Source organism: Paenibacillus sp. O199 (genome assembly GCF_001636635.1).
Lineage (GTDB): Bacteria > Bacillota > Bacilli > Paenibacillales > Paenibacillaceae > Paenibacillus > Paenibacillus marchantiae.
The window spans coordinates 321855-345914 of record NZ_LGRP01000001.1; the positions used below are offsets into that span (position 1 = coordinate 321855).

At 36.2% G+C, this 24060-nt stretch carries 30 protein-coding genes and 1 pseudogene; all 31 read right to left on the reverse strand.

What is annotated here, in order from left to right; translation table 11 throughout:
- Positions 1-40: 40 nt before the first annotated feature.
- Positions 41-1327, reverse strand: a complete 1287-nt coding sequence (hflX, locus tag A6049_RS01410) for a GTPase HflX (protein WP_024630468.1) — start codon at positions 1325-1327, stop codon at positions 41-43.
- 119 nt (positions 1328-1446) lie between these two features.
- Positions 1447-1863 (reverse strand): annotated as a pseudogene (locus A6049_RS01415) (AAA family ATPase); the annotation flags it as partial.
- Complete coding sequence (locus tag A6049_RS01420; RefSeq protein WP_240321292.1) at positions 1838-3475, reverse strand: recombinase family protein; 1638 nt, start codon at positions 3473-3475, stop codon at positions 1838-1840. The gene A6049_RS01420 and the pseudogene A6049_RS01415, both read right to left, overlap by 26 nt.
- Before the next feature lie 64 nt (positions 3476-3539).
- The gene (locus A6049_RS33690; RefSeq protein ID WP_205411979.1) at positions 3540-3701 is read right to left on the reverse strand and encodes a hypothetical protein; all 162 of its coding nucleotides are present in this window, start codon (positions 3699-3701) and stop codon (positions 3540-3542) included.
- Positions 3698-4267, reverse strand: a complete 570-nt coding sequence (locus A6049_RS01425; protein ID WP_063562872.1) for a Holliday junction resolvase RecU — start codon at positions 4265-4267, stop codon at positions 3698-3700. The genes A6049_RS33690 and A6049_RS01425 overlap by 4 nt, the downstream gene beginning before the upstream one ends.
- Before the next feature lie 15 nt (positions 4268-4282).
- On the reverse strand, positions 4283-4411 hold the full coding sequence (locus A6049_RS34315; RefSeq protein WP_275078601.1) for a hypothetical protein: 129 nt from the start codon (positions 4409-4411) through the stop codon (positions 4283-4285).
- Positions 4412-4426: 15 nt separating this feature from the next.
- Entirely contained in the window at positions 4427-8395 is a 3969-nt protein-coding gene (locus A6049_RS01430; protein WP_275078602.1) for a PHP domain-containing protein, read from the reverse strand.
- Between the two features lie 81 nt (positions 8396-8476).
- Positions 8477-9457: an AAA family ATPase gene (locus A6049_RS01435; protein WP_063562874.1), complete on the reverse strand. Its 981-nt coding sequence runs from the start codon at positions 9455-9457 to the stop codon at positions 8477-8479.
- Between the two features lie 93 nt (positions 9458-9550).
- Positions 9551-9826, reverse strand: a complete 276-nt coding sequence (locus A6049_RS32895; protein WP_145921882.1) for a hypothetical protein — start codon at positions 9824-9826, stop codon at positions 9551-9553.
- Positions 9817-10761, reverse strand: a complete 945-nt coding sequence (locus A6049_RS01440; protein WP_063562875.1) for a ParM/StbA family protein — start codon at positions 10759-10761, stop codon at positions 9817-9819. Before A6049_RS01440 ends, A6049_RS32895 begins: the two co-directional genes overlap by 10 nt.
- A gap of 174 nt (positions 10762-10935) precedes the next feature.
- A complete protein-coding gene (locus A6049_RS01445) occupies positions 10936-11427 on the reverse strand; it encodes a hypothetical protein (RefSeq protein ID WP_063562876.1) in 492 nt (163 codons plus the stop codon).
- 631 nt (positions 11428-12058) lie between these two features.
- Entirely contained in the window at positions 12059-12547 is a 489-nt protein-coding gene (locus A6049_RS01450) for a hypothetical protein (RefSeq protein WP_063562877.1), read from the reverse strand.
- The gene (locus tag A6049_RS01455; protein WP_063562878.1) at positions 12540-12788 is read right to left on the reverse strand and encodes a hypothetical protein; all 249 of its coding nucleotides are present in this window, start codon (positions 12786-12788) and stop codon (positions 12540-12542) included. Before A6049_RS01455 ends, A6049_RS01450 begins: the two co-directional genes overlap by 8 nt.
- A gap of 48 nt (positions 12789-12836) precedes the next feature.
- On the reverse strand, positions 12837-13478 hold the full coding sequence (locus A6049_RS01460; protein WP_063562879.1) for a sigma-70 family RNA polymerase sigma factor: 642 nt from the start codon (positions 13476-13478) through the stop codon (positions 12837-12839).
- 186 nt (positions 13479-13664) lie between these two features.
- Positions 13665-14411, reverse strand: a complete 747-nt coding sequence (locus A6049_RS01465) for a hypothetical protein (RefSeq protein WP_063562880.1) — start codon at positions 14409-14411, stop codon at positions 13665-13667.
- 40 nt (positions 14412-14451) lie between these two features.
- The gene (locus tag A6049_RS01470) at positions 14452-16281 is read right to left on the reverse strand and encodes a hypothetical protein (RefSeq protein WP_063562881.1); all 1830 of its coding nucleotides are present in this window, start codon (positions 16279-16281) and stop codon (positions 14452-14454) included.
- 398 nt (positions 16282-16679) lie between these two features.
- Positions 16680-17087, reverse strand: coding sequence for a hypothetical protein (locus A6049_RS01475; protein ID WP_063562882.1), 408 nt, complete (start codon positions 17085-17087; stop codon positions 16680-16682).
- Positions 17088-17114: 27 nt separating this feature from the next.
- Positions 17115-17396 carry a hypothetical protein gene (locus A6049_RS01480; RefSeq protein ID WP_063562883.1) on the reverse strand — a complete coding sequence of 94 codons (282 nt, stop codon included), beginning with the start codon at positions 17394-17396 and terminating at the stop codon, positions 17115-17117.
- Positions 17397-17408: 12 nt separating this feature from the next.
- The gene (locus A6049_RS01485) at positions 17409-18143 is read right to left on the reverse strand and encodes a hypothetical protein (protein ID WP_063562884.1); all 735 of its coding nucleotides are present in this window, start codon (positions 18141-18143) and stop codon (positions 17409-17411) included.
- Positions 18140-18565, reverse strand: coding sequence for a hypothetical protein (locus A6049_RS01490; RefSeq protein WP_063562885.1), 426 nt, complete (start codon positions 18563-18565; stop codon positions 18140-18142). The genes A6049_RS01485 and A6049_RS01490 overlap by 4 nt, the downstream gene beginning before the upstream one ends.
- A gap of 28 nt (positions 18566-18593) precedes the next feature.
- On the reverse strand, positions 18594-18950 hold the full coding sequence (locus tag A6049_RS01495) for a beta barrel domain-containing protein (protein WP_063562886.1): 357 nt from the start codon (positions 18948-18950) through the stop codon (positions 18594-18596).
- A 2-nt stretch (positions 18951-18952) separates the two neighbouring features.
- The gene (locus A6049_RS01500; protein WP_063562887.1) at positions 18953-19363 is read right to left on the reverse strand and encodes a YopX family protein; all 411 of its coding nucleotides are present in this window, start codon (positions 19361-19363) and stop codon (positions 18953-18955) included.
- Between the two features lie 13 nt (positions 19364-19376).
- A complete protein-coding gene (locus A6049_RS01505; RefSeq protein ID WP_095205916.1) occupies positions 19377-19763 on the reverse strand; it encodes a BC1872 family protein in 387 nt (128 codons plus the stop codon).
- Between the two features lie 13 nt (positions 19764-19776).
- Positions 19777-20223 (reverse strand): hypothetical protein, encoded by a 447-nt coding sequence (locus A6049_RS01510; protein WP_063562888.1) that lies wholly within the window; start codon positions 20221-20223, stop codon positions 19777-19779.
- Between the two features lie 233 nt (positions 20224-20456).
- Entirely contained in the window at positions 20457-20651 is a 195-nt protein-coding gene (locus A6049_RS01515; protein WP_063562889.1) for a hypothetical protein, read from the reverse strand.
- 80 nt (positions 20652-20731) lie between these two features.
- Positions 20732-21019, reverse strand: a complete 288-nt coding sequence (locus tag A6049_RS01520) for a hypothetical protein (protein ID WP_063562890.1) — start codon at positions 21017-21019, stop codon at positions 20732-20734.
- A gap of 180 nt (positions 21020-21199) precedes the next feature.
- The gene (locus A6049_RS01525; protein WP_063562891.1) at positions 21200-21706 is read right to left on the reverse strand and encodes a CPBP family intramembrane glutamic endopeptidase; all 507 of its coding nucleotides are present in this window, start codon (positions 21704-21706) and stop codon (positions 21200-21202) included.
- 92 nt (positions 21707-21798) lie between these two features.
- A complete protein-coding gene (locus A6049_RS01530; protein WP_063562892.1) occupies positions 21799-22314 on the reverse strand; it encodes a dihydrofolate reductase in 516 nt (171 codons plus the stop codon).
- Positions 22311-23105, reverse strand: coding sequence for a thymidylate synthase (thyA, locus tag A6049_RS01535; protein ID WP_063562893.1), 795 nt, complete (start codon positions 23103-23105; stop codon positions 22311-22313). The genes A6049_RS01530 and thyA overlap by 4 nt, the downstream gene beginning before the upstream one ends.
- Positions 23106-23164: 59 nt before the next feature.
- Positions 23165-23695: a pyrophosphohydrolase domain-containing protein gene (locus tag A6049_RS01540; RefSeq protein WP_063562894.1), complete on the reverse strand. Its 531-nt coding sequence runs from the start codon at positions 23693-23695 to the stop codon at positions 23165-23167.
- Between the two features lie 32 nt (positions 23696-23727).
- The coding region (locus A6049_RS33860; RefSeq protein WP_240321275.1) for a ribonucleotide-diphosphate reductase subunit beta at positions 23728-24060 on the reverse strand (333 nt) is incomplete at its 5' end.

A 24060-nucleotide genomic window follows, 5' to 3' on the forward strand; every position in this document is an offset into this window, starting at 1 on the left:
AATTATCGTGTCAACTTATCATACAAATATGTCATCGATGTTACAGTTGTATGAAATCTTCAAGTAAATAACCGAATTTCTCATATTCGCCTTTTTGCAGTTCCACTTCATAAATTACATCATTATCTTCAAATGTGGTCTCAACAACATCGCCTATTTTGTAAAGTACAGATGTAAGATCGCCACGCTCAGCCGGAATACGGAACCGTTTGGTAGCGCCAGTCAATTCAGCCTGGATAAGCTCACGAATTTTCAGCAAGTCATCTGCATCTAGAGCGCTCACTTTGATATGTTCTTTATCCAAAGGAAGCATCTCAAGCTGCTCCGGTGTACAAGCATCCTTTTTGTTATACAATACCAATTGAGGCTTGTCCCCTGAACCCAGTTGCTGCAAAATCGTGTGTACAGTTCTCATCTGGTCTTCACGCATTGCAGATGATGCATCGACCACATGTAATATAAGGTCCGCTTCATTCACTTCCTCCAGCGTTGCCCGGAAAGCCGCAATCAGATCATGAGGAAGGTTTTGTATAAACCCAACCGTATCTGTGAGTACGATTTCTTTACCACTTGGCAGTTCCATCGTCCGTGAGGTTGGATCCAGTGTGGCAAACAGCTGGTCTTGAATATACACATCTGCGGCCGTTAATTGTTTAAGCAAGGTGGATTTACCCGCATTCGTATAACCTACAAGGGCTACCTGAACGATCCCCGTCTTCTTGCGACGTTCCCGGTGCAGCTTGCGATGACGTGTCACTTCTTCCAAATGACGCTTCAAGTCATCTATGCGGCCACGAATATGTCGACGATCCGTCTCCAGTTTACTTTCACCTGGACCCCGCGTTCCAATTCCGCCACCAAGTCTGGACAAATTCTTTCCGTGACCCGACAAACGTGGTAACAAATAGCTCAACTGAGCCAACTCAACCTGGATAATACCTTCTCTTGTGTTGGCGCGCTGCGCAAAGATATCCAAAATCAGCTGGGTGCGGTCAATAATTTTGAGATCCAACGCTTCTTCCAGGTTACGAACTTGAGCACCGGACAGCTCCTGGTCAAAAATAGCTGTTGTTGCTCCCATTTCCTCAGCCACTGCACGAAGTTCTTCCACTTTCCCCTTACCAATGAACCATTTGGTGTCCCGGGTTTTCAGGTTCTGTGACAATACACTCAGCACTTCCACGCCTGCCGTCTCGGCCAGTTTTACCAACTCCTCAAGGGAGTACTCCGGGTTAATACCCGAACGTTTGACCTCATCGGTAACCAGACTCACCAACACGGCGCGATCCTTCTTCACCATATCTGTATCATGTGTTCCATTTGTCATCGTGTATATTCACTCCTTCTATTACGTTTCCGCATATATTCTGTGCCACCATGGTTCCATGGCATGCTTTAAGCCGAACCGGTTAACCCGGCCGGCTGCGTTAAAAATTATATTATCGCTTACTTTTGCTCAAACTTCAAATCCTCTGTGCGGATGGTCATCAGCTCTAGTTTTCCCGGATTTCCCTGGGTATACTGTTCCAATAGTCGAACTGCCTGATGGCGAATCGATCGTTCAATGGCATTTCGGACATATCGGGCATTGCTGAACGCATGAAGAGATTCATTTTTTTCCTGAAGCAGATGCTGCTTTAGTTTGAGTATGGTCTGTGGCATGAGAATATAGTCACGTTCCTTAGCCATAATCTCGGAGATTTGAATCAATTGATCAATGCTATAGTCCGGAAATTCAACCTGGATCGGAAAACGGGAAGGTAATCCGGGATTCGTCTGCAGAAAAAAATCAATCTCTTCCGAGTATCCCGCCAAGATGAGGATAAATTGATTCTTATTATCTTCCATTGACTTGGTGATTGATAGAGTTACTAGATGAATTAATAGATTCAATCTCCTTAAAAGTGCTGAATTTATATACTATCTCCAGCCTTTTATTATCATTTAATATCACCTTTTCGATGAATAGCTTCATTATCCTTCTTTTATCTTCTATAGACAGACTATCCTTAACTATTTTCCTGTACTTATTTAGCATTGAAACTGCTACTTGTATATTATCGTCATCACTCTGACTTAATTTAAGGTTATCATTTATTGCGCCAAGTTCTTTGTTTAGTTCATCAATCTCATTCTCTACTGGTTCCAATTTAATAGAGAGTTCATCTTTAGATTTAATTATTCCATCTGCGTACAGATCAATATATCTCGCCTTTGAAGACTCTTTTTCTTTAATCAATTTGATAATCTCATCTCTATTTCTTTCCATGTCTCTAACTTTTGATACATCTGAAATTCTCTCAAGCATCTTATCGATCAGAGTTTTAGGATTATCAATCAGCTTCACTACTTCGTTCCAAATGAGAGAGTCTACCATATCAACTCGCCAATTTTCTCCTAAACAAAGTTTATTGGATTCTCCAGTTTCAACACTATACGATTTTTTTGTCTTTCTTGTGCAACTATAGTATTTAAGCAATCCATTTTGCGTCCTCGTGGTAATGCCAGACGAAGCGGCAGCTCCACATCTTCCACATCTGGCAATCCCTTTTAGTAGGTAATCTTCTGAGGGGCGACCACCATTTTTTATATTTCCATCTAAACACTTCTGCAAGCGACCAAATGTAACCTCGTCAACATAAGCAGGTATAGTAATTTTCTGCCATTGCTCTCTGGGTTTTGGTACTTGTTTTTTCTTACCGTTGATTCGCACTACTTCAGTTTTTCCATAATAGTATGTACCCATATAAGACTCATTTCTGAGTATTCGACTGATGGTTGCTTGATACCATTTGTCTCCCTTTGGTGCAGGATACTTCTTTTTAGCTAAGTATGCGGCAACCTCTGAACCAGTTGAGCCCTCCAATATCATATTGACCATTGTCAGATATCGTTCTTTTTCATATTCATTCTCAACAAGGGTATTTAAATCTTTATCATAGGTATATCCATAAATACGATTCATCCCGGGTATTTTATTGTTAAAAACCATCGTCCTTCTACCACGTTTCGTATTTGCAAGGATTTTAGCTTTATTGTATTGAGCAATGGAACCTTGGATATTGTAATTTAACATTGACTCGGCATTTCCCTTTTGCAAATCGAACTCAACAAAGTGCAAATCACAGCCAAGTTCCCAAATTTGATGTGTAATTTGCTGTTGCAAGTGCAAATGTCTGCTCAGTCTATCTGGGTGTAGAAAGATGACTTTTGTTCCCAATCCTTTCTGTAGTAAGAAAAGTATGTAATTCAGCATTGGACGGTTAGGATTATCTCCAGACTCTGCCTCTTCTCGTAAAACAATAATCTCATCTTCGTTGATATCAAACTTATCTTTTGCATCTTTTACACATATGTCGATCTGAGATTCTAGTGAATAATTATCAATTTGAATGTCAGATGATACACGAGTATAAACAATAGCCCTGATCTTACCGATCAAGGCTGTAATTTGAGATGCATTTAACTTCTGCATATCTTTTAATACAATCACATTAAAATTCCTCTCTTTATATATTTTTATTCTTATTATAACACAATTAATCGGACAAATGTTCTACATCTGAGTATTTATTAAGCATATCTTCAATCCAGTTTGAGAACATGTCTTCAAATTCTTTTTTATCAAAGTCATAAACAGCAGCATATGTATTAGTAATTGTATATTCAGACATTCGTTTCAATCTTAGGTTTTCATTCACTTTAAAACCACTTCCTCATTCGCTCCATATGTATTAATTGCCTCCGTTATAAAGTCTTTTAAGTGATAGTGCCATCTCGTTCTAGGTTTAAATCCATTAATCTCAATTCCTATTTCTTCGCATATCGCTAGTGAAATACTACTTTTATTTACTTTGCTTCTATATGTATGTTCCTTGATTTGATTCTGAGCTATGTTTTGATACTTCAAAAACTCTTCTATATGTATAAAGTACACTTTATTATCTGGCTCACGGAAATTCATTATGAAACCTGATATAACACCATCATATGTATTTGCTTCATTTAGTTTATCGATCTGATGTTGCTTGATTACACTTTCTTGGAAGCTGATCGACTTATCCTTTGTTGATTTAAGTTCTAGTGTAAAAATGTGGCTGTTCGCAAACATCATACAGTCATAATCATTTTTTGTTACTCTAACTCTGTTGCGAAGATCCGGTGGAATAAACGTGTCTTTTAAGCGTGTAAAAAATATTTTTTCCGCCCCTTGTGCAGCAGACTTCTGAAAGTCTTCTTCGAAAACCTTGCCTAGATTTGTAGCCAATCAATCATTCCTCTCTTATTTACCTTCTTGTTTTTCAGCCAGTAGCTGATTTAGTACTGTATCAATTACTTCTTTATATTCTTCATTGGTCAATGTACGCCCAATAATCTGTTCAATCTTTGACTTACTAAACTTGTTCTCCATTTCTCTGGTCTCCTTTTATACTTTAGCTCTTTCTTGAGTTACCTTAATATTTCCATATGAATCTATTTTGTTGATAAGCATTGTAGTGTGGTTAATTGGTGAATCTTTATATCTATAGGGTCTAAACTGCGCCCCTCTTCGGTATCCATATAACACAAGCTTATTACCTCTACTAAACCAAGTCTTCTCTACAACTTCTTTTGTTCCGTCTGGCCTAGGCTTAGAAATTTGTTTATTGTAATGGGCAAAAGCACCATCATAATATTTGACTGTAACTACGCCATCTACTGTAAGCACTGTCACTGTGTTCTTGTTTTTGTCTTTATCAAGAACAGTCCCGGCAATCAGACTCAACTTAAACTTAGGTCTAGATCCATTTCTAAAATGCATCATTTCTGTTATTACTGGCTCTTCAGGAAGGCTGCTATAGTCAACAATTCCATACTTCTCTTTGTCGATATCCTTCAGCTCATGTTCTGTGTAATAAAATGATAGTGAATCCATTTCCCACTTGCTAATGGTTCCTTCAGCATGCGTATTCCATTCTTTTTCATATTGCTTAGTATTGAACAAATTCAAAACTTCTTGAGTAGAGAGCCATTCCTTGATGCCATCCATCTTCTTGTCATATTCTTTTTTGAAGCTCGACTCTCTAATAATTGGGAAGTTATTATGATAGTCAACTATACCCTCTCCAGAAAAGTGCTCATAGTAAAATGGAGTTGAAGTTTTATCAAGTGCGTAAAGTTTATCTTTACCGTCTTTTTTGTGAATGTGTTTCATAACATACTTTCTAAAATTGAAAAGTTTAGTGTACTTGCTCATTTCATTTGGGATGATGTTGCTTTCAATTACAGCATTTAAGTTCTGTAGATTTAACTTTGTTTTAGGTATATACAATTTAGCAATAAATGCAGTCATGATTTTCATCCGATTCCCAAAATCTTCAAAACATCCGGCTTTAATTAACTGTAGTACTTGTGACTTTTTGATAACCGATGAATCATGCATTCTGACCAAGAAATCATCGAAGCTAGTGTATGGGCGGTTCTTGATGATATTTTGAACGACATCATCACCTATACCGTTAATACCTTTTAGACCGAAAATAATCTGATCATTTTCGATATCAGGCTCAAAACCGAATCCAGCTTTATTGATACTTGGGAGGCCGATCATTACACCACGACTTTGCATATTACCAATTGCTGCTGCAATCTTTCCATAGTTGGTTGACTGAGCTTTGTGATTTTCTTCTTCATCACTGTCATCATCAATCGATGCCGAGTTTACCGTCAAACAAGCTGTTCTCCAATAGATAGGATCGTAGTTGATGTTAAGGTTTGCTTCTTGTAGGGCGATTATTGAATATGCGAGGGTATGAAGTACAGAGAAAGAATATCCAAGCTGTCTTACTATCTGCACATTCCACACATAATCAAGAATTTCTTGACGATTCCCAAGTTCCAAACCCTTTTTATAGAAGGTATTTCTAATGTCTTCGATTTCATCGGCTTTCTTTTTTGCGATTACTTTCCTAAGTTTGTTAGCATCCTTGATTGTAAATCCTGCTACTTTCTTATCCATGGATAGCAACATTATTGATTCTTGCGTGTCAGCAACACCGTTTAGTTTAAGTAGATGGCTTTCCATTGTCTCGATTTCGTCTTGATTTAAGCCATTTTCATTAAGTTCTTCGTACCATTCGTCAATATTGTTTTTAAAACGGATAAAACTATCAATTGGTGTTTCCTTCCCATGTCCACCTCCCATAAGTCTCATAAGAGAGTTGGCTGATGCTAATTCAATTAGATTAGTTGGTTTGGTTCTTTTAACTGTTTGAATTCCTATTTCTGTAGAAAACTGAAATAAGTCGGTAATGCTGTCTTGTCCTATTAGCTCATATACTTTGGGACTTTCAATATCAATGTTTGTTGGATGAAGATACTTGTTATAGGTGGATCTTAAGTTCCCTTGCCATTCCATTAGATTTTTCTCAAGTAACTTATCCAGTGAAACCCTGATTTTATCAAGTCCTTCAATAGTCAAAAGATCAAATTTCATATTAGATACTGCTTCACAATCTTCAAGACTTAGCTGTGTAACGTGTGTTCCATTGGGTGCAGTCATCATTGCATTGGTCTTGTAGAACTCTTCATTAAATACAATAACACCACTCGCATGGATACTTCTTTTATTTACCAATCCTTCAATCTTCATCGACACATTAAGCCAATGTTCATGTTTATTTATCTCGTTAATAAACTCTGTAACAGGTTTTCTTTCTTTTTCTTCGTCACCATAAACACAATCATTTAAAGTCCAACTGCTTCCACGTTCGAAAGGAATCAATCCAGAAACATACATTGCTGTATCATTATCAATCCCCAATCCTCTTGCAGCAGTTTGAACCGCTGATTTGGATGCCTCAGTACCAAAAGTGCAGACTTGCAATACTCTGTCTTCACCGAAGTATTTTTTAAGTTGTCTAAAGATTTGATTACGTTTTGCTGCTTCTGTATCTATATCGATATCTGGAAATTCTGGTCGTTCCGAGGTCAAATGTCTCCAATGTGGCATCTCAATATCATATTCAAGAGGGTTAATTTGAGTAATCCCCAAAAGGAAGCAAATTAAGTATCCAGCAGCGGAACCACGAGCAGGGCCAACTAGACTATTTCCACATTCATCATCCCAGATAACGTTAACAATTTCTCGAACTGTTATGTAATAACTTGCTACTGATTGATTAAGACTTTCTGAAATTCTCCAAAGTTCTCCAAGCTCTGTATCGATTCTGTTTGCTACTTCGTGTAACTTAGTTTTACTATATGTATTATATGGTAGGTGCTCATAAAATCCGTCTTCAATAAGTTTAACTATGTATTTATCTTGTGGGTTCGGTGCATGAGCCATTTTATTTATAAATTCGTACTTGTTGTAAATTGATTTAAATAGCCCTCTTAGTTCAAATTCAGGCAAATCAATCTTTGGAATAACTGTTGGTTTAAGTATGGTATATTCTTTGATTTTGTTGCCAATTTCCATTGTGTTATCTAGAGCCTTTTTAACAATATCGTGACTCAAGTAGCTCAAACGTTCATTTATTTCTTCGTGGTTCTGCACAAAGGTGGCCTCGTAAAAGGCATCAACTTCTCGCTCTCCGTCTTTTGAATTAAGGAATGCTTTGTGGACGATTCGATCTTCTGGACGTAAGTAGTGGCTATCAGTTGTAACAATGTATTTAAGATCAAACTTTTCAGCTAATTTTAATAGTTCTTTATTACAATAAATTTGCTCCTCACTATATGCTGGCTGGAGCTCAAGGTAGAAATCATTTTTTCCAAACACTCCAATACACCAGTCAGTAAACTCACATACTCTTTTATATGCTTCTTTTGCTTTACTTTCCTCTCCCTGCTCCAGATAATGCTTCATCTCTAGAAGACCGATACAGTGTGGGGAGCCCAAACATGCGCTTGAGGCAATTAAATGTCCGGGATCTTCATCTACTATTGATTTCAGAAAATCCTTAACTGTTGGAGTTCTTAACATTGGGCCTGTGAAGTATGACTGATTCCATGCAACAGAACTCATATGTCGAATTTGTTCATGACCAGTTTCATCTTTAGCCAACAAAAGAAAATGAGGAAACTTGGTGACTCCACCGGATTTATAGTTGTCTCTTACTTCCTCAAGACTGTCCACTAAATAAATTTCATTGCCCAGAATCAGTTTGAAATCTTTATCAATTTTACCTTCTTCTTTTAACTTTCCTGTGGCTTGGATCGCTTTAACGTGAGCTGAAATCGATTCGTGATCTGTGACAGCAACACCCTTATGTCCCATATCATGGGCTGTTTGTATCAATTCATCTACTCGATTGGTAGTATCTCGAAGCTTTAAATTCGAACCCCTATCGATATGATTGTGGAGTAGCATCGAATTACATTGATTACACAATTGGTTAAGCCACCTCCTCATTCTTGATCAAATATTGATTTTATAATGATTTCAGATGTGTGTTTACATAATCATCACCTCCTTTAAGTCTCATTTGAGACTCTACACAGTATAAATTCCTTCTACTTTTTTAGCTTCATTTAAGTTAGATGTTATATCTCGCATTGTAATTTCCATTAAATTTTGGCGAGTCATCTTTTCTCGTCTCTTCATCAGTCTCACTGCCTGATGACGAATTGCTTTCTCAATTACATTGCGAACATATCTAGCGTTACTGAAGTGTATTCTTAGATCCTTTTCCTCTTGTATTATGTTCTTGAGTTTATCTGCTGCATCACCTGTAAAGTTGTAATCTTTTTCTGATGCCATTTTTAGAGCGATCAACATTAATTCATCTGTAGAGTAGTCGTCAAAGTTGATCTGAATTGGAAAACGAGAAGGTAATCCTGTATTGATCTGAAGAAAATCTTCCATCTCTATGGGATATCCAGCTAATATGATAATCAGGTCATCACTTTTGTCTTCCATAACTTTTACAAGTGTGTCTATAGCCTCTTTACCAAAATCTTTTTCTCCACCTCGGGCAAGACTATATGCCTCATCGATGAAAAGAATCCCCCCCATGGCCTTCTTAACAAGGTCGCGAGTCTTCAAGGCGGTATGACCAATATACTCCCCAACTAAATCGGCACGTTCAACCTCAATTAAGTGACCCTTACTGAGTACACCCATTTTGTTAAGCATTTTAGAGATAATTCTTGCTACTGTAGTTTTTCCAGTTCCGGGGTTCCCTTTGAATATCATATGGTAAACCTGTTTACTGTTCTTGAGACCTTCTTCACTACGATACTTGTTTATTTGGATCAAAGAATAAATTTCGTAAATGAGATCCTTTACCTTATCCAGCCCAATCATTTCGCCCATCTCACTAAAAATGTCTGCTGCGGATTCATTATGATTACTTGTTAATGACTTCTCCTCACTTTGCTCTAATGGTGCTTTTAGTCCATCATCAGCGTTAAAAACAATATTGATCCTTGAATCATTAACAGTAATTCTTCTGACGCTCTCGTCCACAGTCATCACCTCGTTAAGACAGTATATGCGACTGTGTAAGTGCAAAATGCACATCTGTTTTATTGATTATAATCTATGTATAGTAGGCCGAAGCCTACATTAAAATGATTCGAACAGCTCGTCTAACTTTTCTTCATATAGCTCTGCATCCTCTGATTGTTCGACTTTGCTCTGAACAATGAATTCAACAATTTCTTCATTGGCTGGGTAGCTGGAATGAGCGTTGTTTGAATAGGGGCTGCTACCAAAGAACAGCAACCTAAGCGCTCTCCTTACAACATCGCTCTTATCTTCGTGTGGGGGCAGATTTTTCCAAGCTTCGCGTAGATCTTCATCTTTAATCGGTCGTAATCTTGCTCTTGCCGCTATTTCCATGATTTTCTACCTATCTTCCCGTATCCTCTCACTTGAGCCAATTGATCCATCAAGACTTTATTTGGCAGATCTAAGTAATCAAAGATATATCGTGCAGCCCCACCAGCAATTAAATATATGTCAAATTCCGTATTCAGACTTTCAATTTCATTCTTAATCTGTAAAGCCAATGATTTGAATGCTCTTCTAATCAAAGGAACAATGTTGTGTCCCTGATATTTGCCTGAAATCACGTATGGGTCTAATTCATAAATTGCAGGTGTATGTCCAGTTAATTTTTGTATGTAAGTTTGCAACAGTGTGTAGGCTTTCTCGACACCAACCAATACACTTTTCGATTCTTTCATTATTGTAGACTTATCAAATCCCAATAGATTTAAAGTGTAAAACCCTAAGTCTGCCGTAAGTATCTTTTTCTTTGCTTCTTTTAATCTGACGATCTTTCCATCGTCGTCTAGTAAATAATCCATTGTAATACCCAAACCCTGTGGAACCGTCTTGCATCTTTCAACGATGGGTTGCACAGGGTAACTCTTCCCTTTACCCTTACGAATTTTATATTCTCCTTGATCAGCTAGACCAAGTAGTTTTTCTTCGAATGGAGCTTTTTGTGTGAAGTAAAAGTTAATGGGAAGTCCACTAACCAAATTCACTTTATCTTTCTTTGCCAAGTATCCCAAAGTGGTCTTCATAACAACATCGCTAGTTTCAGCTTCAGCTTTTTTGTTGTTCAGTGAGAAATACTTTATATCACTAAATTCTAGCGCAACATTTCCCACAAATAATTCATCATTATAGACGAAATGATCTGATTTAATATTCTGATCAAACATGTCTTTTGCTTCTCCTACGATTGTGGGCTGACGATAAAATTTTCCATCTCTTTCTGCTTTGGTCCACTTAAAACCCAAATCTAAGTTCAGTATATTACTCAAAGTGATACAACCTCCTCTAAAGTCATGTACACAAGTGTTCGCAATTAAGCCACACTGGTATATTTGTGTACGTTTGTAGCCTCTATGAGTATGATTATAACACGAAATATTTAATTTGTACATATTTTCATTCTTAATTTATTCATATTTAGTTCTCATAAAATTGATGTTTCATCAGGAATTTGTCCTTAAAAAACGTTGATATCTCAAGGATAATTCACTAAGCCATTCATGATTATCACAATTTTCAGTTCGAGTATCTAATGCAAGGTCAATCATTGAAGATAATTGGTCACCAGTCAACTCAACATCGTCTGAATCTAAAATGCAATAAAACTTTACATTCTGTTTGTAATTGTCTTCATCATCTATGTCGTTTAATTCATTATCTATGTATAAGTTCAATCTCACTTTTGTTTCTGGATGCTCACGCTCAATCATTCTGACCGCTTCATGATAGCTAAACTTTCTGTAACGGTCACCTTCAAACTGAAAATGAAGGATGTAGTTGTTAAAGTGGAGCTTCCTGTTAACATAATCGTAGCTTGCATAGTTCATATCAAAGTTGTAATCAAATCTTATAGCCTTATCTTTAAATGAAGGGTAGTACATTCTTAATCGTTTTTCAAAAATCAAGAATAATTCCTTTTCGTTTAATTCGATCATATGTATTTACCTTCCTATTAATATGGATCGTTCTCGGTCTGGTAATATTCTATGCCGTAGTTTAGCTGCCACTCTACAAGTTTAACTATGTATTTGTCGTACTTCTCTTTCTCAATCAATCCCTTATCAAATCTACTATTTAAAATCTTTGTGTAACTTTGAATCTGAATAATGCATCACTCCTGTTCTCTATTTTACTTTTAAAGGTGTACAACAATCTGAGCAAATAATCCATGTGCATGTGTCTAGGCAACTTGAAAACTGATACCATTTTGAGGGCACGAAGTATTCTTTCGTTGAAGTAAGTCTCGGCGTAGCTTCACAGTTATTGCAATAGAGAGAGTCTGCATTGCTATATAACCTTGCTGATGGTTTATAGCCGTATATGCCTATGTGTTTATTTACATTTTTCATTTTGTCTCCATTAACTCATATATCATTGCCTGATATGGGATAGCTACGAAAATCATACCGATGATGAACCACAATAAATGGCCCCATGTAAATTTCAATTTACCTCTAACCACACCTATAAATACAACTAGACTAAGGATTGAAAAGAACAATAGCCAAGCATTAATTACTACATTTAAAATATTTATCTCTCCTCATTAGCGCTGAAATGCATCTTTTACAAAGAATCATTCAATTCTTTTAGTTGATTAATTACATCATGCATGTACCAATACAAGTCACTTATTTCCTCAGACTTGTTCCCATCAAGAAAAATCCAATAACACTCATTCTCATACGCCACATTGACAGCTCTAACACTATAGATTTTATGCCATCCGAGATGCTTTTCCTTTAATCCACCATTTTGTTCTATGTATTGTTTAAACGCTTCATTAAACTGTTCATAACATTCAATAGCTTGAGTCATATTCTCAAATCCCATGTATCCCTCGACTCCGACATGATACTGATCTTTGTCTGAGTACCAAACCTTGTCTTTCCAAACACTAAAGTCGTCACCTTGCCAATCAAACACTTCCTCTGCGTGTCCATTGCTTGCTGCTTCATCGAACTTTCCCTGTCTGTAAGCTTCGTTATAGTAACTTTGTCTGATTGGTTTCATTTCTTCTGAGTAGAAAAGTTCTTTTAGTTCCGAATTATCCATTCACATCTTCCTCTCCGAAATATTCTTTAATCGCCTTATCAATATAACTTTTTCCAATATTTAATGCATAATGCCTATTGAATACTGTTTGGTATACTAGAGGACATATTTTCTTTTTGATTTTTACATTGTGACTATGAAATAATCCGATTCCTTCGATCCACTCTGAATTATTTTTATATGTGATTTTATATGTAATTTCATCACGCACATAGTACTTAATGATTTTATTTCTGCTCAAGATGTTCCTCTTTTCTATGTAAAATATAAGTTTCATTAAAACTATGTATTATGCAAATGCTGGAGCTAATTTCTTCACACTACTCTTAAAATATTGATGCGCGGCCTGTCTTGATACATTCATTTCTCTGCCAATATCAGAAATACTCATACCATCGAAAAAATACTTGCGAGACACAATCTTCTCTTTTGGGGTTAATTTATGTTCAATATGTCCACTTAGTACATTGTCAAACATGGAGTCTTCAACAGCAATCAAGTCAAGATGACTATCATCAGCCAATATTTCCGACAATAATTTTTCGCTGTCTCCAGAGTTTGTCTTGTAAAGATTGTTATCTATACTAATGCTGCTATATTTGCTACGACACTTCATACCTTTTGCTCTTGCATTTGCTGAGAACTCTCTTACTACCACCTTTGCTAAATAAGTGGAGAATTTAATATTCTTAGTGTAGTCATATGTATCATAAGCTTTTATTAGTCCAACCATCCCCATACTAACTAACTCATCTGGTTCTTCAAGTGAGCCGCTAGTTAACGTCTTGTTAGCCAATTTGACTACAAAATGCATGTTGTTTTTGATAATTTTGTCTTTTAATTCTTTATCTCCTGTCTCTTTTGCTAGTTTAATCATTTCTTCATTGTTAAAATTTGCGATACGTTTCTCCAGTTTGATGCTTATTTTCATTGTCTCCACCATTGACTACATGTTTAATGTAGAATCTTTCTTTTGTATTGTTGATTTAAATGACACTTCAAAGTACAATTAATCCTGCAAGGGTAAATTAGATGGTGGATCGTATGAAGAGTCGTTCCTTAATTGGAGCGATTTCTTTTTTTCTTCTTAAAACAAGTGTTTCATTGGAATTATGTATTAACTAAATGTTGGCTCTGGTTTTGCCTCAACCTCAACACAATCCGAATCTGACTCGACATCGATATTTAAGGTTGTATAGTTCTGATTCAACTTCATCAGCAAGAGCTCAAAATCATTTAAGTGTCTAAGAGATTTTATATCCTTTACTTCATGACGCTCAATACTCCACCCTTTGTCTTTACTTTCCTTCCAGTGATACAATCTAATTGACTGATTCATCTCTTCATCTTTCTCACATTCAAAAATCAAGTTAGCGTACTCATACGAACCCCACAGTCTTTCTTCGCTATACTCTACATCTAATGTAACTTCGGCATATTCATAACTAACGCCATCATCGTAATCAACCTCTAATTTGTTCGTATCAATGTTCTTAGATACATAACTCATCCATTGCTTATAGAGATCCGATACATTCAATTGCTTTACTTTGTCATCTGCAATCATAAGATTTTTGAAATTATTAAGAAGCTGCTTATTTTCAAGTGCTGAGTTTTGAAGAACATCTACCAAAACTGCATCCAATTTAATTATGTATTGCGAATAGTCATAAGACTCAAGATAGGGAACCATTACCGATTTAACTTTATCCTCAATGATCTTTGTGACATCACCGTATGAGCGAAATAGATTTTCAAGTGCATTTACTACACCTTTTTCAAGTTGTTCTTCAATTAACTTCTCTACAGTTCCATCCTCTAGCTTTTTGGTGATTGTGTCTTTAATACTGTTTTCAAGTGTCATTTATTATATCTCCCTTGTATTGTTTTTTATTTAGTGTTGACTACGCTATTGCCAAACCATCAATCAAACAGTCGTACAGATCTTTAGGTCTTTCTACTTCATCAAAATTCATAAGACTAACTGCTCGAACAATCTCTTTCAAATTACTCAAGAGGAACTTATAGTCACTAATATCTAACTTCTCATCATTACTCTCTCTAAGTTTGCTATCATCTATTACTGATCTGTCTATGTATACTTTATTGTTTATGTAGTCATGTACCGCTACAAATTCGTCTTCAATTTTTTCAATCGTATGGTTTAATACCTCAATTTGAGTTTGTTTTAGCACCATAACGTCTCCAATAGAGAATACATTTCTGCTGAATCCAATCATCCGACTAATCATGTCCAACAACATTAGGGCTCTGCTCTCCTTTTTACTCAGCTCAGTATTTGAGATGGATGCTTTAATCAAAGTTCTTTCGGTTAGTTCTGAAATATGTACAATGTTTTGATCTTTGCCCAATGTTTCTAAAATTCCACTTTCTAACTTATTCCTAGACACAATCACCTTGAGTTTGTAATGCTCTGCAATTTTAAATTTCTTTTCATGTTCAACTATTTGATCGAATGATAACCAGAATACTGGTTCAGAGTCAAAGTCGATCTGTCGCCCTTTTCTTTCTTCGATTTTATCCTCATCGATTTTAGGCTCACTTCGTCCACCAGCCGACCCTTCACTTCCATACCAAGTAGAAATACCATCAGCTTCAGGTGCTTTGCGTTTTACCTCTTGCGTGAATTCTATCTCTTTATGATTCGATTCAGACTGTTTAGCTGCTTCTGATTTAATGAAAACCTCATATTGATTAACGCTTCTGATTTCTGGATTCTTTCTTTTAGCCAAAGCAATCTTATTAAGGTATTCGGAGTCATTTTCATTTTCTGTGTCAAACACTAGGAATGACATTTCATTTTTCAATTTTTCCTTATCTGCATTCCATGAGATAGCATCAATATGATTCTCAATGTGTTTCTGTTGTCCATGTAGAAAACTGTTATTAGCAAGTTCTTTTATGTATTTTGTTGCTTCCTTTAAGAATGCAAAATACTTATCATCTCTAATGATGTCTTTGCGATCTGGAGAGGTTAGATTTAAAGTTTTATCGTTGATGTGCAAATCGCCTTTAACATAATAGTAATTCTCAAGTTTAGTCACCAACCTACCCTTATAGAACACTTTTAGGTCTTGGCTGAATCCTGAGTTTAATGCAATCCAACCCTGAATATTATCCGATTCAATCACACTAGAAAACACGCTGCCATCTGTATCTGTCAAATTCTTTTTTGGTTGAAGTTTATTGTCACAATAGATATCTAACTCATGTATGTATTTCCCTAGCAATTCGACTCGCTCTCGAATCAGAGATATTGATACTTCTGTAAAGTCAAAATTATTCAGTATCAATTTGAAACCTTCATATGTATTGTCTGTCTCAGTTACCTCTATGTCTGTTTCGTTATTCTGAATCATCTCACCAACATTGAAGACAATATGTTTATTTCCCGTTAACACTTCAATATGATCGCTCACAGTAATGTTACTGAAGAATCCCATTCCAAACGGCGATTCCGATCTTTGAATATCTTCATCCCATTCTGACTCAGCGATTGAAAATAGAGCTTGTGGATTAACCAGTGCTTGACCGTTGTTTTCGATTGTTACTTTCTTGTTGTAGTAGTCTATCGTTACATGAACCTCAGTAGCCTTTGCTCGTTGAGCGTTCTGAATGTCTTCATCAAGAAATGATAATTTGTCCTTAAAAGTGCTCTGTCGCAACAGCTTCAATTGGTTAATTACGTTAACTTTAATTTCAACATTGCTCATTTCACATCTCCCTTTATACATATTTTGTTATTTAAATTCAATTTAATGTTAAAAGACACAGATTAGACACAGAATTTTGATTAATCACAACTTTTTTTCAGGATTCGAGCCATTTCATCAGTCTACGAGTGATCGAGATCTATATTAGTTATTCTCTTACGAAGGGTAGCTGATATAGATGAAAAAACTCGTTAGTATGTATGTACAATTTAGTAGGGTTCTTTACATTCGGATTCAAAGTAATAAGGTATCTAGGTTTATCTTTGATTACTTTGAAGACCTGTATAACTTGTTCGATTGCATTTCTACACACCTTTTCTAAACTAAGCTATCCGACCATCCTTAATTGGGTGGTTTTTCTCTGTGAAACAGGTATTTCATATAGAATAATCACATCTTTAATTGGCGACCTTGTTCTTAGCAAACTCAAGCTCTTTAACTTGGTTAACCCAATACTCAACTTTATACTTAGCATATTCCAGCTCATAGTCTTCTCGAATCTTTTCCTCTTCTTCTTCAATACTCTCAAGGTAATCAATCATTTTTTGAATGTCGCCAACACCACTATGTATCCAGTAACCATCGTAGATTTCTTTAATCTCATACGCCACTTCAAGAGGGGTTTGATCTCTATGGTTGATACAGTCTTTTTCAATGTCAACCAAAAATGACTTCCAAAGATCCTTAGTGTCATCTCTTCCAATTACAAAATAATAACGAGCACTTTCTTCTGATGACCCAAGTGTGTATCTGCCTTGTTGACAAGTTACTGTTACGAAATTCTTTTTTGGTTCTTGAATAGTCATTGTTTAATATTCTCCTTTTTCTTTCTATTATTGTTCGTCAATCTCATCTTTCATTGCTTCCCACAAAGCATCCACTAGTTCTTCTCCTTCATAGTGCTTATCGGTAAGAAAAGTACACACATTCCATTTCCCATCTACAATACTTTTGCCAATTGTTACTTCGTCCAAATAGTCAATCATCTTACCAATATCCATCTTCCTATGGTGATAATTAGCCCAATCTTTACGAGATACAATGTCGTTAAAGAAAGAATAAAATTGTTCCTCTGTTACTTCTTTAGCTTGCTTTGGCGTTATGTGATATTTCATATTTGTCTCCACTTAATTATTCCATGGAATCTTAATTGCATATTTGTTCTCACCATAATATGTAGTTGTCCATTTTTGTTTTGAGCACCACTCATCCAGAAACTTTTGAAATTCATCTTTTTCTTCAATATTATCTAATGCATCCTCATGTAAATCTTCGGACTCACGATCTAAGATATCGTCAGCATCAAGTGATAAACTAATTGAACGAGTGCCCCATACATAGGTAGGTTTCTGTTCATCTGGTTCATGATTATCTTCCCATGTCTCAATGAATTCATCAAAACTTGCAAAGTAACCATCGCTATAAGGGTAGTCATCTGATTGATACATACCCATATTCATGGCAATATCATTAGTCGGATCTAATTTAATTGCTTTATCCCACAATTCTTGCTCTCTTGCTGCTCTTTGAATATCTTTTTCATGTAATGCATCTGGGCAATCACAATCATTAAACCGTGATAGTTTTTCATTGCAAAATTCACACAAATTCACTACTCCTGAATGGCAGTGTCTACAGCTAATTATGTATTGATTATCGTAAGGAAAGAGTTTGCTTTTGTCTGGATCATCAGATATTCCGTATATTTGATTTGTAATTTCTAATCCAGTACCTTTACAGTCATCGCATGGTTTCTGGTGTTTCTGAAGATCTTTTTTTAGTCCATTTTTTAATGCTCCAGATAGGTACGATAGTGCATCAATTGTTATTGATGTTGGTTTTTCAAATGTTGATTTAGTCAAATTGCTTCCTCCTCAGTTACTTTACTTAGCAAGCTTTTATATGATTCAATTGTTCTTTTCATTTCCTCTTTTAGTTCACCGATATCATAAATCTCATACTCATCACCATAGTCGTAATCATATTTTGTTTGTATGCCAATCCAGCAGGGAAAAGTATAAGTTTCAATATAGTGTAATTTAAGTTTTATGAATTTTTCATTTGTTAGTACTTTCAAATCATCTAAATTTTTGATGTAGTGATAAACTACATTATCAGGTAATTCATTTGAGAACCCTACCGATTCAATATTGATTAACATTTGATGATGGTTGGCATCATCTTTACTTTTGAACTCTTTTCCGTCTGTAGTTACGTAGTATTCAACGTTAACTGTTTCGGGCTTCGCTACCCAAGTCGACTCTTCTTTAATGATCACTTTCAACTTTTAACAGCTCCTCTTCTTTATAAAACTAGACTTTTACAGACTTCATTTTGTTTATTAATGCGTCAACCTCTTTTAATTGTTCTAAATTCATTCTTCCAACTTTCTCTTTGACACTATCTGCAAGATCTCGACGTTCATTAACTCGATTAATCTTATCCCAATATTCATCAGCATTAACATATGCCTTGTAATGACCCAAAACTCCATTATCGCTAGTCAGTGTTCTCTTGTTCAATCTAATAGGATGCTTACCACTTTCTTGTAAAACGTATACACTTGATGTATTTACTTTTTGTACAGTGTATTCTTTTAAATTCGCCTCTTTATATAGAAAGCCACTGATATTCACATAAAGTGTCTGACCCACTTCAATATTTTTCATCTTTAGTCCTCCAATAGTTCAGGATTATCATGTATGTTACCAATCTTATGTGGCATCCATTCAATGTCGTAACCAGTCCAACCACCATTACCCGCATTAGCTAAATACATACTCAATGGCACTGCCTTATATTTTGATTGGTTTGTGTCATAGCATATGACTTTAGCTTCGCGTTCCTTGATTGCCCAATTGGGAGAGAGGATGTCTCCCTCAAATAAATCTTCTTTACTCACAACATCCGCCTTCCCAATACTTTGGCCTACCGTTACTGGATCAACTAAATACCAGAATTCAGTACAGAAATATTGCTCATCCCATTCCACAATGTCACCTACGATTACATCGTCTCCAATTAAATAACCCTTGATCCACTCTCCTGTTTCAATGTGCTTGCCACGATGCTTATTCCTCATCTTCAATATCCTCCTAAATGTCCAGTACAGCCAATAACGCGGCTTTGCAACGTTGTTCAGGTGTTGCGTGTATATAGTCAAACATTCCTACATATTCTCCTGTGCCAACCACAACCTGTTTTAATGCTGTGCAATATTTAGCCTGTAACCTAAGTTCCTTGATCTTCTTTTCTACTTCCCATGCAGATGATATCTCTAGGGAATAAGCTAGGCATTCTCTCCATATCACGCCTGTATCAATTTCTTTAACAAAAACGCGTCTGTCGGGTATTGTATAAGTTACATGCATATACTTAAATCCTGTTAAATCTTCGCCATTAAACAAATTTGAATGAATATAGCGGTCGATTTCCACTGGCTCCATCGCCAATACTTGCTCCCGGGTCAATGTTTTTGTCATTTATGTATCCTCCCTACATGCCAAATGGCACAAGTTTATCAAGCGATTCTTTCAGGTTGTCGATGCAATCTTTCATGCTATGGCTTAAATACCGTGGCTCTTGCCGATAGTCAGCGTATGCGTAAATGACATCGTTCACTGAGTACGTGTAGCCGCTGAATTCAATGAATTTGCGAACACGTTCCCACGGATCTGTTTCCTCTTCAATCTTACGCTCCTTCGCTCGTCTTTCATATTCGGTGATACATGCCGATTCAACGTGTTCCATATCTCCGTATTCATCCAAGCTAATTACGATATAGTGAGGAACAACCTTATACTCTTTTTCACATTCTATGCACCTTGGGGCTGTGTACTGGTACATTCCATCGACCACTTCTGGTTTATCAAAGTCTGCATTTTCAAATACGATGAATCCCTTGCAATCTGTTACGTTACAACGATGTGCTTCAATTGCCATGTGTTATATCCTCCTTAACCTATTTACGTTTTGACTTACTTTGTAGATGGTCGATTAAGCGAATTAATGGAACCGCAACCCAACATACACAGAAAAGTATGGCAGTTAACGGCATCGCCCAGAAATAGTGATACCACTTGGTATATGATTTAATGTTGAACATTTCTTCGAATGGATTAATCCAAAACAGTAGCATTGTATGTCTTCCTTTATTTTACATTAAAGTTAGTTTTTCAGTTGCTCCTTAAACTAATCACTGCTTCCCATTCACCTTTACGTTCTTCATCTGTCATTCCACAGTTGTTCATGGAAGCATAGTGCAATCCGATCCATTTCACATTTAACATGTCTGAAGAATATCTCTTACCAGAGTTTGAAATCACTGTAAATCCATGAAAACTATATTGAGCAGCTTCGAGTATACTCATATTTGAAGATTCTCCTTAACTTAGATGTTTATTATTCGTTGTTATATGTATTCAATATTTTGATAAAAGACGGCTTTCACTTAAACAATTGCTTTTCCAGCCTTCCAGTCATAGGCATTTTTAACCGATTTTCTTACATCAACACATTTACTCAAGTCCTTGTACATATCTACTACAGTATTGTTCTGAATAACGAAACAGTTATGGTAATATTGAACGTGTCTCTCTTTTTCAGTTCTCTTGATCGTTTGTCCCAAAGCAATACTTCTTTCAATTTTATACTCCACTTCGCTGAATGATTCGCATTTCATAAAGCTCAGAGGACAAAGCTCTGAATATTTATCAATAATAACACTTTTAATTTTCATATGTATTTTACCTCTTATTGTTTATTTTTGATATGATTCATCCACGTACGTATATGAGTGCTCTCTTTCTTGATCGTCCTTACCTAACTCATAGCACATTCTTCTATGTGCTTCTCTAATCCCCTCAAATGCCCTACTCCAAAATAAAAATTGTATCACTTTGTTCATCATATGTATTGACTATCCTCCCATCGACATAATTAAGATAGCAATATAGTTATATATTGCGTGACTAATGATTGTTATTAGAATATTACCGCTCTTTTTATAATGCCAAGACCACACAACTCCCAACCACAAATACCCCAACATAAGAGAAGGATTAAAATGAGGAATAGCGAATGCTAGAGAGCTTAATGCTACCGCGATAATGAATCCAAATCTCCTATCTAACCAGTTAAAAAATAATTTTCTACAGATTAATTCTTCAATTAGTGGACTAATTAAAATACTGTACACATAAACAATTGGGACATTTACAAGTATATCTTGAGTAGCTTCATGATATCCATTTGTCAAAGAACTTAAAATGTTGAATCCGATATATGATAGTGCCGTAGCGTAGAAAACTTGACTCCAGAATCTTGCAGTTAAGGTCTCTTTAATATTCTCTAGCGTTATCCATTTCTTGTGACTCTTAAGAACCAATACAAGCAACACTGTGGGTACTAATAGCAGTACTTTCATTAAATATATTTAACTCTCCTCTCATGCCTCATCCTCCTTAAATAAGAAAAAGTACAGGTTCTTTAACCTGTACTCATCATATCACAATATATTTACATTGTACATATATTTATTCTTATTCTCTTTATATATTTTACCTTTATTTTGTATACTGTGTCATCCTCAGTAGTCTCAACAACTTGCTCTTGTACGGTGTCCCATTCCTCTTTGTCCCATTGAGGAAAGTATGCGTCTCCATTATACACAGATTGAATTTGATTGATGTACATGTCATCAACATAAGGAAGGAATTGCTGATAGATGGATGAGCCACCTATTACAAATGTGTCTGCTGTAGATTTTTCAGTATACCTTAACACTTCATCTATGTTATTGACTACGATACAATTATTAGTTTTGTAGTTCTTATCTGACGTAAGAATAATATTGGTACGATGCGGCAGTGCTTTACCTATTGATTTATATGTCGTTCTTCCCATTACTACATTGGCTCCGAGAGTTTTCTCTCTGAAATACTTGAGATCCCATGGGATATGCCAAGGCAATTTACCTTCGCAGCCAATTAGTCCGTTCTTGTCCATCGCAACAATAATTGATAGCTTGCTCATACCGATACCTTACCTTTAATTGTTGGATGATGCTGATAGTTCTCAAACTCAAAATCCTCAAACTTATAATCAAAAATAGAATCAGGCTTACGTTTTATAATTAACTTAGGAAGCTTGAAGGGCTCACGCTTAAGTTGAGTTTTCACTTGCTCCACATGATCAGTGTAGATATGCACATCGCCACCAGACCAGATGAATTCACCTACCTCAAGATCACACTGTTGGGCAATCATATGAGTCAGCAGCGCATAACTGGTAATGTTAAATGGCAAACCAAGGAACGTATCCACAGAACGCATGTTTAGCATACATGATAATTTACCTTCTGCAACGTAAAACTGAAACGCGAAATGACAAGGTGGCAGCTTCATGTTGCTGATCTCAGCCACATTCCATGCGCTTACCAGATGACGGCGCGAATCCGGATTATTCTTGATCGAATCAATAACGGCAGCAATCTGATCGATCTTCTCCCCGTTTGGTGCTTCCCAAGTACGCCATTGTGATCCATACACTGGCCCTAAGTCACCATTTTCATCTGCCCAAGCATCCCAAATCTTTACATCATTTTCTTTCAAATAGGATATATTCGTATCCCCGCTCAAAAACCATAATAGTTCATGCACTACTGATTTGAGATGGATTCGTTTGGTTGTTACCAAGGGGAATCCTTCGGAGAGATCGAAGCGGAGTTGTCTGCCAAATACAGATACTGTACCAGTTCCAGTACGATCTCCCTTATGTACACCATTGTCCATTATATCTTGTATTAAATCGAGATAGTTTTTCATGTTTATGTCTCCTTTAGTTAAATTAAAAAGGCAGTGGATTAACCACCGCCATATATGTATTAATTAAATCTTGAGGAACCAAGTTCGATTTGTCGATTAATCTCTTTCTCAATCTTTGGTTCTGGTGCAAAGTCTTTTTCCCAATTCGGAGGTTTAATAATTTTACCATACTCGTCATAATGGGGTTTTCCGTCATCCCAAATTTTCGCCATGTTGGCCTGATGAACATAATTAAATATAGCATCAGGAATAACACCCGTTTCCACAAGTCCACCTTCAGCAAAATACTTTTTATCAATTAGAGCGTCAACTTGACCAATCAATTTTGTAGGTGGAAACTCTTTTGTTAATTGCTTTTCATAGCTTTTATTTAGTCGAACCAAAAACTCTGCATACATGTCTTTAAACTTTTCCTTGTCCATTGCAGTCGCAAACAATAGTTCAATTCCTTCTTCTGCTGAAAAAGAAGCTCGATTCATTGCTTGTGTATCACTTAGTGGTGTAGGCACATCTGGCGCTGGACAATTGAATGCCTTTTGAAATTCTCGAACTTTTTCAAAGTCTGTTTTATGCTTATTAGTGTCCGTCATATGTATATTTAGTGCTCCCTTAATTAAATATTTTACAAATCATCAAATCCGTTATCATCGCCAACTTTACCATAGTTGCGTGATTTAGCCTCAAAGAAATCGGTCTTAGTTGAATTCAAAGCTTCATCTGAAAATGGCTTAATCCAAGGCATACAGTTCACATCTACACCTTCATACAACTTCTCCATACCCATCAACTTCAGACGTTTATTTGCAGTGTATTTGATGTAATCACTCAACTCATCCAGATCGATACTCTGAATGTCTTTTAGGGTATAATAACCCCAATTGGTTTCAAGTTTAACTGCTTGATCAATCGTGTTATAGACATACTCCATGTTCTCAGGTGTGTTCAGTTCAGGGAA